The organism is Actinomadura keratinilytica (assembly GCF_039539665.1).
GTDB classification, from domain to species: Bacteria; Actinomycetota; Actinomycetes; order Streptosporangiales; family Streptosporangiaceae; genus Spirillospora; species Spirillospora keratinilytica.
Map to the genome: position 1 here is coordinate 26,740 of NZ_BAABDO010000070.1, position 10,341 is coordinate 37,080.

Below are 10,341 nucleotides of genomic sequence, written 5' to 3' on the forward strand. Positions count from 1 at the left end.
CCGCCCCCGCCCGGCATTCCGGGCGGGCCCGGCTCGGCTACGGTTGCGGGTGTGCTTGCGCGAACCGAGATCGACGGGCACGCGCCGAGCGCGGCGGAGGTGCTGCCGGCGGCCCTGGTCAACTACGGCCATGTGACGGTCATGCAGGTGCGCGACCGGGCCGTCCGCGGCCTGGACCTGCACCTGGCCCGGCTGGACGCGGCCAACCGCGAGCTGTTCGGCGCCGGGCTGGACGGCGGGCGCGTCCGCGACCATATCCGGCACGCCCTGGCCGACACGGCCGACGCGACGGTGCGGGTCACGGTGTTCCGCGGCGACGGCGGGGTGTCGGTCATGGTGACGGTGCGGCCCCCGGAGGAGGCGGCCACCACGCCGCAGGGGCTGCGGTCGGTCGTCTACCGGCGGCCGGTGCCCCACATCAAGCACACCGGGACGTTCGCGCAGATCCACTACGGGCTGCTGGCCGGGCGCGAGGGGTTCGACGACGCGCTGCTGGTCGACCACCAGGGCGTCGTGTCGGAGGCGGGCATCGCCAACGTCCTGTGCCACGACGGCGACACGTTCGTGTGGCCGGACGCGCCCGCCCTGCCCGGCGTCACGATGCGGCTGCTCGACCGCGCCGGCCTCGGCGCCCGGCGCCGCACCGTCCGGCTGGCCGACCTGCCGTCGTTCGCCGCCGTCTTCGTCACCAACTCGCGCGGCGTCGCACCCGTCGGGCGGGTCGACGACCACGCCGTCCCGCACGACCCGGAGATCTTCGCGCGGGTGGCCGGCCTGTACGAGTCGATCCCCTGGGATCCGCTGTGACGTCCGCGCCGCACGGCCGGCGCCGCACGGTCCGCGCGGCGCCGGCGTCCGGGGTCACGGTGCGTCGAGCAGCGGGATGAGCTGTTCCTCCTCGTAGTCGAGGTGGGCCTCGAGCTCGGCGGTGAGCCGTTCGACCTCGGCGAGCACCGCGCCGGGCTCGGCGTCCTCGGCGGCGACGGCCCGGCGCAGGCCGTCCAGCAGCGCCGCGACCCGTTCGTGCTCGCGGCGCAGCCGGTCGAAGGCCGCGGCGTGCTCGGGGTGGCGGGCGGCGAGGGCGGGGAACATCCCCTCGTCCTCGGCGGTGTGGTGGTGCCCCAGGCCCGTGCAGACGGTCAGGCAGTTGACGCGCAGCTGCGCGCCGAGCCGCGGCCCCGATCCGGCGATCTCCTCGCGGATGAGCGCCAGTTCGCGGCGGAAGGCGTCGTGCACCTGCTTGAGCGCCGCGCCCGGCGACGCGGCGTTCGACGTCGGCGGGCCGGGGATGGGCTCCAGCGCGACGACGGGGATGACGCGGGTGGTCTTGGCCTGGTGCTCGGCCCACCCCGGGTCGGCCTCGACCGCGCGGGCGAACAGGCGGTCGCGTTCGTCGCCCTCCAGGACGGTGGCCTTCGCGTCGTAGGTGAAAACGCCGTCCTCGACGGTGACGCGCGGGTCGGCCACCAGGTTGTGGAACCAGTCCGGGTGCCGGGGGGCTCCCCCGGCGGAGGCGATCACCAGCAGGCGGTCGCCGTCGGGCAGGTAGGCCACGGGCGTGGTGTGCGGGGCGCCGGTGCGGGCTCCGGTGGTGGTCAGCAGTAGCAGCCGGCCCCCTTCGAAGGGGCCGCCGACGCGTCCGCCGTTGGCGCGGAACTCGTCGATGATCCGCTGATTCAATTTGTTGGGCATGCGCTCTTTTCTCGATGGACTGCAAAAACTCGGCCGGCTGTTTTCCGGCATGGCGAAACGGCCTCGGCGGTGCGGCGATATGTGCGCGTTAATGCGCGCACGCGAAACAGCGGCGGGAAAACGCTGAAAAGGCGGGGAAGCGAGCCGAAGGCGGTGAGCGGCGGGCCCCTGGCCCGCCGTATGCTCATGCCGCGGCCGGGCGCCTCTCTCGTGAATGGCCCATGGCCGACCCGGCAGTCACGTCCCCGACTCTAACCCGGGCGATTATCGCGGGGCAACTCACCGCCGGGCATTTCCGATTTCCCGGCCGCGGGACGCGCAGTCGCACGCGGCGTCGCGCAGGTGGGCGGTGTCGTTGAAGGCGCGCACGACGGCGGTGCCGTCGCGGAACCAGTCGATCTCCGACAGGCAGGCCGAGTCGAGGAACATGCGGTGCATGCTGGCCAGCGGCGCCTGCAGCGCCATCACCACCAGCGTCTTGATCGCGCCGACATGGCTGACCAGCAGCACCGTGCCCGCGGGGAGGCGGTCCACGACGCGGGCGCGCACCCGCTGCAGCCGGGTCAGGGTGTCGGCGAAGCTCTCCCCGCCGGGCGGCGCGACGGCGGGGTCGCTGCTCCAGGCGGCGGCCTCGTCGGGCCAGGCGGCCCGGACCTCCTCGAAGGTCAGGCCCTCCCACGCGCCGAAGTCGGTCTCGCGCAGGTCGTCGTCCACCGCCACCGGGCACCCGCCGAGCCCGTCGGCGACGATCTCGGCGGTCTGCCGGGCGCGGCGCAGCGGCGAGGACAGCACGGCCGAGATGCCGCCGCGTTCGGCCAGGCGGCGGGCCGCCGCCCGCGCCTGCGCCACGCCGTCGGCGCTGAGCCCCACTTCGGACACGCCGCTGAACCGCTTCTGCGGCGACAGCGGGGTGTCGCCGTGGCGCAGCAGCAGGGTGGTGACGGGCGGGGCGGTGACGACGTTCCAGCCGGTGCCGCGGTCGGGCCCGCCGCGATCATGGGGTGAGGACGTGTCGGTCATATGATCTCCCGCAGGGTGGCGAAGAAGGTGCGCGCGCTGTCCTCCCAGGTGGGGAAGGTGAAGGCGCGTTCGCGGGCGGCGGCGCCGAGCCGGGCGCGCAGGTCCGCGTCGTCGATGAGCGCGCGCAGCTCGGCGGCGAGCGCGGGCACGTCGCCGACCTCGGCGTGCCAGCCCTCGCGGTCATGCCTCGCCAGGTGGGGGAGATTGCCCGCCCGCCAGCCGACGACGGGCAGCCCGGCTGCCATCGCTTCTCCATACACCGTTCCGTACGGCTCGCGGGTGCTGGGAAGCACAAAGATGTCGCAGTCGCGGTAGAGCCGGGCGACCTCCTCGCCGGGCAGGCGGCCGTGGCGGACGACGCGTCCGATCAGCTCGTCGCGGTTCAGGCGGCGCAGCACCGCGGCGCGGTAGGCGGCGTCGGCGTGCTCGTCCCCCACCAGGTGGAGGCGGGCGGCGCCCTCGGGCAGCAGGGCGACCGCGTCGAGCAGCTCGCAGATGCCCTTGCGGGGCAGCCAGTTGGCGACGCACAGCAGCGCGGCGCGGTTGTCGCCGCGCACGTCGGTGGGCGGCTCGTCCGGGGCGACGGCCACGTCGCATCCGGGCGGCACGACGACGGTGTCGTGGAAGCCCTGCCGGGCCAGCTGCTCGGCGAGGTGCTCGCTGGCGACGATGATCCGGGCCACCCGCCGGTAGACGGCCCGGTCGAGCGCGGCCTGCACCCGCGTGCGCAGCGGGCCGTGGTCGATGCCGCCGGGCGGCTGGTGCAGCACGGCGGCGACGGGGACGTCCGGCCAGGTCCGGGAGGTGGCGAGGAACCCGGCGGCGATGCTGTCGAGCGCCACCACGTCGGGTTCCTGGGCGCGCACCGCCCGCCAGACCTCGTCGGCGTCGCGGGCGGCGAGCGGGAAGCGCCGCTCGGGGAAGGAGGCGAACCGCACCCGGGCGCCGTTGCGCGGCGCGAGCTCGGCCATCCGGCGGTGGTAGCGGTAGCCGCCGGTCAGCGTGTTCGGATCGCCCAGCGTGATGAGGGACACCGACACGCTCTGCTTGTCCACCAACCCGACCTACCCCCCACTCTGCGACGACGGTGTGCAAAGGCGACCGTAACGCAGGGCGGGGGGCCGTGGGTCGGCGCGGCGGAGGCTTTCAGTGCGCCAGAAGCCTGCGGCGGGCGATCTCGTCGGGCCGGGTGTGCAGGGCCCGGACGTTCTCCGGCGGCAGGAACGCCGGCTCGCCCACGGCCAGCACGCCCGACATCACCCGGGCCACCTTCACCGCCATCTCGGTGATCGCGTTGACCTCGGCGGCGGACCGGCCGAGCGCGAAGATGCCGTGGTTGGCCAGGTAGACCAGCTTGGGCGGCTCGCCGTGCTCGGCGATGTGGCGGCGCAGCCCGGCGTGCACCTCGCGGGCGATGGCCAGGCCCGGGTCGGCGTACGGGACCAGCAGCGCGTGCGGCCCGAGCACCACCACCTGGTCGGGGAACAGCGCGCCCTCCACCAGCTTGTGCGCCTTGTCGGAGCACAGCACCGCGTTGGCGGCGACCGGGTGGGTGTGCCCGACGACCTGCGCGCCCGCGTACTCGATGCACATGGCGTGCAGCAGCGCCTCGATGGACGGGCGCCCCTCGCCGCCGACGCGGGCCTTGAGCATGGCCTGCGACAGGCCCGCCTGGTCGAGGTCGTCCTCCTCCAGCAGGCCGAGCAGGCGGGCGGTGTCCACCTCGACGAAGTCCTCCGGCGACGCGCCCGCCATCCGCGCCCCGCTGGCCTTGACGAGCATGCGGTGCGCGCCGGTGCGGGCGGCGGTGTTGCCCTCGGCCAGCACCACCAGGTCGCGCTCGGGCCGCCCCAGCTCGCGGGTCAGCTCGATGAGTTCTGCCAGGCCGTCGGTCACGATTCTCCTTGCACCATGGGGTGGGTCAGGGGCGGCAGCGTCGCGCGCAGCCGCCGGAACAGTTCGTAGCGTTCGGTGTAGCGGGCGGCCCGCTCGGGGTCGGGCCGGTGCACGCGGGACGGCACGACCGCCAGATCCCGGACCTCCTCCGGCGAGGCCCACACGCCGACCGCCAGGCCGGCCAGCATGGCCGCGCCCACGGCGGCGCCGTGGCCGGTCACCGGCACCTGGATCTCGCGGCCCAGCACGTCCGCCTTGACCTGCAGCCACGCCTCGCTCTTGGCGCCGCCGCCGGTGCACAGCACCGACGGTACGTCATGCCCGGCGGCCTCCAGCGCCTCCAGGTCGGCGCGCAGCGCGAACGCGGTGCCCTCGAACACCGCCAGCAGCAGGTCGCGGGCGTCCACGCCGAGGTCGAGGCCGACGACGGCGCCGCGGACCCGGGCGTCCCAGCTGGGCGTGCGCTCGCCCGCGAACGACGGCGCCGCCAGCAGCCGGGTGGGGCGGGGCCGCTCCAGCAGCGGCCCGGAGTCCAGCAGGCCGGGCGGCTCGCCGGTGAGGGCGCGCACCCAGTCCACGACGGCGCCGGTGGAGACCTGCGCGGTCAGCACCAGGTCGACGCCGTCCACGCAGTGCCGGGAGTGGATCAGGCCGGGCACGGCGGTGCCGCGCGGCACCGCCAGCACGGTGACGGTGGAGAACCCGGTCATCTCGGTGAGCGGGTCGCCGGGCCGCAGCACCCCGGCCTCCAGCGCCGACCCCACCGCGTCGATGCCCCCGGCGGCGACCGGGGTGCCGGCGGGCAGCCCGGTGAGCGCCGCCGCCTCCGGCGTGACCCGGCCGACGACCGTGCGGCACGGCACGGCGTCGGGGAGCATGCCGACCGGGACGCCCGCGCCGGCCAGCGCGGCGGGCCAGCCGCCGTCCCAGCCCTGCATGAGGCAGGCGCCGGAGTCGTCCAGCGACGACTCGCCGGTCAGCCGCCGCACCAGGAACCCGTTGGCGTGCAGCACGGCCGCGGCCTTGTCCAGTTCGGCGGGGCGGTGCCGCGCCCACCACAGCAGCTTGGCGGTGCCGTGGTAGGGGTCGGGGCCGTTGCGGGAGGTGCCGAGCAGCTCCCCGATCTCGCGGGCCTCGGCCATGGCGCGCCGGTCGATCCAGGTCAGCGCGGGGCCGACGGGGTCGCCGTGCGCGTCCACCGCGACCATCGTGGGCGCCTGGCAGGTGACCGCCGCCGAGGTCACCTCGGCGCCGCCGACCACCTCGGGCAGCGCCTCGCACGCCGCGCGCCACCACGCGTCGGCGTCCTGCTCGGCGCCCATCCCGGCCAGCCGCGTCGGGTAGCGGACGGTGCGTTCGCGCAGCACGCGGGCCCGGTCGTCCAGGGCGACGGCCTTGAGCCCGGTGGTGCCGATGTCGACGCCGACGGTGACACGCGCGGTCAACTGTTCCTCCAACGGTCGCGGGCGTGCGCCACCCGGTCCAGGTAGTCGGCGTAGCCGGCGGCGTAGAAGCCGGCGCGCCCGGGGTCGGGGTCGCAGCCGGCCGCCGGCTCGGTCCATTCCGCGGCGTCCAGGGCGACGCCGAGGCGGTCGGCGGCGGCCAGCACGGCGCCGCGCGCCCCCGCCTCCGGGGCGGCGACCCGCACCGGCCGTCCGATCACGTCGGCGAACAGCTGCAGCCAGCGCCGGCTGCGCGTGCCGCCGCCGCACACCGCCAGGCGGCCGGTGAGCCCGGCGGCGTCCAGGCAGTGCCGGGCCGCGTAGGCGATGGCCTCGCAGGTCGCGCGGACCAGGTCGGCCTTGGACGTCTCCAGGCTGACGCCGCTGATCTCGGCGCGGGCGCCCGGCTCGACGAACGGCGCCCGCTCCCCCGACGGCGCGAAGTACGGCAGGATCCGCACCCCGTTCGCGCCGGGCGGGGACTCGGCCAGCAGGTCCTCGACCTGGTCGTGCGACAGGCCGGTGGACGCCAGCACCCAGTCCAGGGCGGCCGTGCCGACCATCGCGGGCATCGCGCACAGCCACCGGCCGGGCCGCTCGGTCGCCAGCGTCAGCCCGGCGGGCTCGCGGCCCAGGTCCAGGTCGTCGGTGACGACCTGGCAGGCCAGCGTGGTGCCGACGGTGAGCAGCCCGTCGCCCGGTTCGGTGATCCCCGCGCCGCGCGCGCACGCGGGCAGGTCGAACGGGCCGCCGGCGACGGGCGTCCCGGCGGGCAGCCCGGCGCCTTCCCGGCCGGCCGGCGGGCGGACCTCCCCCAGCGGGAGGGGGTCGTGGACGGGCGCCAGCAGGCCGGCCCGGTGCGTCAGCCCGCACGCCTCGATCGCCTCCGCGTCGTAGGCGCGGGTGCGCGGGTCGAGGAACGGCACCGACGCGTCGGACACGTCGGTGGCGCGCACGCCCGTCCACCGCTGGAACACCACGTCCTTGCAGTATCCGGCGGTGGCGGCGGCGTCGAGCACCTCGGGGCGGTGCCGGTCGAACCACGCCAGCACCGGCCCGGCGCTGCCGGGGAACATGCCCGAGCCGGTGCGGCGGAAGACCCGCTCGGCCACGCCGTCGGCCGTCCACCCGGCGAGGATGCCGGCGGCCCGGCCGTCCATCCACGACACCGCCGGGTGCACCGGCCGGGCGTCCTCGTCCACCAGCCACACGCCGTCGCCCTGGCCGGTCACCCCGGCCAGGCGCGGTGTCACGCCGAGCGCGGCGGTCACGTCGTCGACGGCCCGGCACACCTCGTCGACGTCCTGCTCGACCCGGCCGTCGCGCACCGTCAGCCGGGTGCGCCGCGCCTGCACACCGAGGACGCGTCCGCGCTCGTCGAAGGCCGCCGCCTTGACCAGCGAGGTCCCCACGTCGATCCCGACGAACATGCGCCGTCCTCAGGGGTTCATGCAGTGGGCCAGGGCCTCGCCGCGCGCGTACCGGCCGACCTCGGCGGCGACGATGCGGGCGGCCTTGTGCGCCACCGCGCGGCTGGCGCCGCCCAGGTGCGGGGTCATGACGAGGTTGGGGGTGGTGAACAGCCGCGACCCGGCCGGGACCGGCTCGGCGTAGAAGGTGTCCAGCCCGGCGGCCATCAGGTGGCCGGAGTCCAGGGCGTCGCAGAGGGCGTCGTAGTCGAGCAGCGGCCCGCGCGCCACGTTGACCAGCACCGACCCGGACGGCATCAGACCGATCTCCCGCGCACCGATCAGGCCCCGGGTCTCGGGGGTCACGCGGGCGTGCAGCGTCACCACCCGGGACCGGCCGAGCAGCTCCTCCAGGGTGTCGACGCGCTCGCCGACGACGTCGCCCTTGGCGTACGGGTCGTACACCAGCACCTTCGCGCCGAACGCCGCCATGACGCGGGCGACGCGGCTGCCGATCGCGCCGTACCCGACCAGGCCGACGGTGGTGTCCTCCAGTTCCAGCCCGCAGTTCTCATAGGAGTAGAAGTCGCCGCGCCACTCGCGCTGGACGGCCAGCGAGTGGTGCGTCTGCGGGATGCGGCGCAGCGTCGCCAGCATGATCCCGACGGTGAACTCGGCGGTGGCGGTGGCGTTGCGGCCGGGCGCGTAGCAGACCCGCACGCCCCGTTCGGTGGCGGCCTCGACGTTGACGTTGACCGGGCCGCCCCGGCTGACGACGATCAGCTTCAGGTCGGGTGCGGCCGCCAGCACGCGGCGGGTGAACGGCGCCATCTGGGTGACGCACACCTCCGCCCCGTCCAGCGCCTCGATCATGGCGTCCTCGGTGCCGGACGCCTCGTCCACCTCGGCGACCCGGCCGAACGGCTCCACCGGCCACGGCAGGGTGGCCCCGGCGATGTCCGGGGCGTCGCCCAGCTCGTCGCGCAGCGCCTTGACCAGCAGCGAGGTCAGCACGAAATGGTCACCGGCGGCAAGAATCCTCATCGGATCGCCTCTCCTGTCTCGGCGTCGAACACATGGGTGCGGTGCGGGTCGAAGCGCAGGGCCACGGCCTCGTCGGCGTTCAGCCGGACCTCGGGGGCGGTCTGCGCCACGACGGTCTTGTCCACGCCCTCCAGCCGCAGGGTGGCCAGGCCCATCTCCAGCAGCGGCTCGTAGACCACGACGGCGCCGCGCAGGTCGGCCTCGGTCCCGGCGGACAGCAGCACGTCCTCGGGGCGGACGCCGACGACGACCTCGCGGCCGTCCGGCACCCGCACGCCCTCCGGCAGCGGGACGCGGGCGGCCTGCGACAGCCGGACCGCGCCGCCGTCCACCCGCCCGGGCAGCAGGTTGATGACCGGTTCGCCGACGAAGTCGGCGACGAACAGGTTGGCCGGCCGGTCGTAGATCTCGTCGGGGGTGCCGATCTGCTGGATGACCCCGTCCTTCATGACGGCGATCCGGTCGGCCAGCGAGATCGCCTCCTCCTGGTCGTGGGTGACCAGGATGGTGGTGTGGCCGAGGTCGCGCTGCAGGCGCTTGAGCTCGCGGCGGGTGGTGTCGCGCTGGGCGGCGTCCAGGTGCGACAGCGGCTCGTCCAGCAGCAGCACGTCGGGCCGGCGCACCAGCGCGCGGGCCAGCGCCACGCGCTGCTTCTGGCCGCTGGACAGCCCGCCGGGCTTGGCGTCCAGCAGGTCGGTCAGCTCGATCCGGCGGGCCATGTCCTCGACCCGCCGGGCCGCCTCCCGCCTGTCGACGCCGCGGGCCGACAGCCCGAACGCCAGGTTCTCCCGGACGGTCAGCGGCGGGTACAGCGCGTAGTTCTCGAACGCCACGCCGATGTTGCGGCGCTGCGGCGGCAGCCCCACCATCGACTTCCCGCCGACCACGATGTCGCCGCCGGTGACCTCCTCCAGCCCGGCGATCATGCGCAGGGTGGTGGACTTGCCGCAGCCGGACGGGCCGAGCAGCCCGAGCAGCTCCCCGGACGGCACCTGCAGGTCGATGCCGCGCACCGCCGCCACGTCCGGGCGGCCCTTGCGGCGGTAGGTCTTGCGCAGGTCGCGCAGCTCCATGTCAGCCATGCCGGCCGTCCTCGTACTCGGCGATCACCGCGATCTTGCGGGCGCTGGCGGACGCGGGGTCGAACCGGTGGCCGAGCCACTCGTCGACGATCCGGGCGGCCAGCTCGGGGCCGACGACCCGCGCGCCCATCGTCAGCACCTGGCAGTTGTTGGACAGCACCGCCCGTTCGGCGGAGTAGGTGTCGTGCGCGGTGGTGGCGCGCACCCCGGGCACCTTGTTGGCGGTGATCGCCATGCCGATGCCGGTGCCGCACACCAGCAGCGCACGGTCCAGCCGCCCGGCGGCGACCTCCTCGGCGACCCGCAGGCCCACGTTCGGGTACGGCTCGCCGTCGTCGGCCTCCCGCACCCCGAAGTCGCGGACCTCGGCCACCCGCGGGTCGCCGGCCAGCAGCTCCCGCAGCCGCTCCTTCAGCGCGAATCCGGCGTCGTCGGCCCCCACCCCGATGACGAACCGGTCCTCGCCGCCCGCCTGCACGTCACTCACCGTCCACACCTTTCGCTTCCACCAGGGGCATCCGTCCCGCGTCCGCCGCACCGGCGCCCGCCTCGGCGCCCGTCTCGGCTCCCGTCTCGGCGGCGGCCAGGGCGGCGGCCGCCTCCTCCAGGCACCAGGTCAGGGAGACGGCGCCGGGGTCGGGGACGCCGCGGCCCTTCTCGCCGAGCGCGGCGGCCCGGCCGCGCCGTGTGATCATCTGGGCGGTGCCGTCCGCGGCGGCGCGGGCGGCGGGCGGCGCCGCGGCCGCGGCGGCGCCG

Annotated in this window: 11 protein-coding genes; 1 reads left to right on the plus strand and 10 read right to left on the minus strand. The window is 75.7% G+C overall.

The features are described 5' to 3' along the window. Positions 1-51: 51 nt before the first annotated feature. Positions 52-807 carry an aminotransferase class IV gene (locus ABD879_RS20905; RefSeq protein WP_345023192.1) on the plus strand — a complete coding sequence of 252 codons (756 nt, stop codon included), beginning with the start codon at positions 52-54 and terminating at the stop codon, positions 805-807. Between the two features lie 54 nt (positions 808-861). On the opposite strand, the gene ABD879_RS20910 is transcribed toward ABD879_RS20905, so the two are convergent. The 10 genes from ABD879_RS20910 to ABD879_RS20955 all read right to left on the minus strand — a co-directional run. Beyond that, entirely contained in the window at positions 862-1,692 is an 831-nt protein-coding gene (locus tag ABD879_RS20910) for a nitroreductase/quinone reductase family protein (RefSeq protein WP_345023193.1), read from the minus strand. Positions 1,693-1,971: 279 nt separating this feature from the next. After that, on the minus strand, positions 1,972-2,712 hold the full coding sequence (locus ABD879_RS20915) for a histidine phosphatase family protein (protein ID WP_345023194.1): 741 nt from the start codon (positions 2,710-2,712) through the stop codon (positions 1,972-1,974). Continuing rightward, the gene (locus ABD879_RS20920; protein ID WP_345023195.1) at positions 2,709-3,767 is read right to left on the minus strand and encodes a glycosyltransferase family 4 protein; all 1,059 of its coding nucleotides are present in this window, start codon (positions 3,765-3,767) and stop codon (positions 2,709-2,711) included. Before ABD879_RS20920 ends, ABD879_RS20915 begins: the two co-directional genes overlap by 4 nt. Before the next feature lie 91 nt (positions 3,768-3,858). Further along, positions 3,859-4,608, minus strand: a complete 750-nt coding sequence (locus ABD879_RS20925; protein ID WP_345023196.1) for a class II aldolase/adducin family protein — start codon at positions 4,606-4,608, stop codon at positions 3,859-3,861. Beyond that, entirely contained in the window at positions 4,605-6,053 is a 1,449-nt protein-coding gene (locus ABD879_RS20930; RefSeq protein ID WP_345023197.1) for a xylulokinase, read from the minus strand. The genes ABD879_RS20925 and ABD879_RS20930 overlap by 4 nt, the downstream gene beginning before the upstream one ends. Then, complete coding sequence (locus ABD879_RS20935) at positions 6,050-7,480, minus strand: FGGY family carbohydrate kinase (protein WP_345023198.1); 1,431 nt, start codon at positions 7,478-7,480, stop codon at positions 6,050-6,052. Before ABD879_RS20935 ends, ABD879_RS20930 begins: the two co-directional genes overlap by 4 nt. A gap of 9 nt (positions 7,481-7,489) precedes the next feature. Then, positions 7,490-8,503, minus strand: coding sequence for a 2-hydroxyacid dehydrogenase (locus tag ABD879_RS20940; protein ID WP_345023199.1), 1,014 nt, complete (start codon positions 8,501-8,503; stop codon positions 7,490-7,492). Continuing rightward, positions 8,500-9,585, minus strand: a complete 1,086-nt coding sequence (locus ABD879_RS20945) for an ABC transporter ATP-binding protein (RefSeq protein ID WP_345023200.1) — start codon at positions 9,583-9,585, stop codon at positions 8,500-8,502. Before ABD879_RS20945 ends, ABD879_RS20940 begins: the two co-directional genes overlap by 4 nt. Then, positions 9,578-10,072 carry a ribose-5-phosphate isomerase gene (locus ABD879_RS20950; protein ID WP_345023201.1) on the minus strand — a complete coding sequence of 165 codons (495 nt, stop codon included), beginning with the start codon at positions 10,070-10,072 and terminating at the stop codon, positions 9,578-9,580. Before ABD879_RS20950 ends, ABD879_RS20945 begins: the two co-directional genes overlap by 8 nt. After that, the coding region (locus ABD879_RS20955; RefSeq protein WP_345023203.1) for a DAK2 domain-containing protein at positions 10,065-10,341 on the minus strand (277 nt) is incomplete at its 5' end. The genes ABD879_RS20955 and ABD879_RS20950, both read right to left, overlap by 8 nt.

Excerpts from the sequence above, each read along its gene's own strand:
- ABD879_RS20910 (WP_345023193.1), bottom strand. The coding sequence starts at position 1,692 with ATGCCCAACAAATTGAATCAGCGGATCATCGACGAGTTCCGCGCCAAC.
- ABD879_RS20915 (WP_345023194.1), bottom strand. The coding sequence starts at position 2,712 with ATGACCGACACGTCCTCACCCCATGATCGCGGCGGGCCCGACCGCGGC.
- ABD879_RS20935 (WP_345023198.1), bottom strand. The coding sequence starts at position 7,480 with ATGTTCGTCGGGATCGACGTGGGGACCTCGCTGGTCAAGGCGGCGGCC.
- ABD879_RS20940 (WP_345023199.1), bottom strand. The coding sequence starts at position 8,503 with ATGAGGATTCTTGCCGCCGGTGACCATTTCGTGCTGACCTCGCTGCTG.
- ABD879_RS20945 (WP_345023200.1), bottom strand. The coding sequence starts at position 9,585 with ATGGCTGACATGGAGCTGCGCGACCTGCGCAAGACCTACCGCCGCAAG.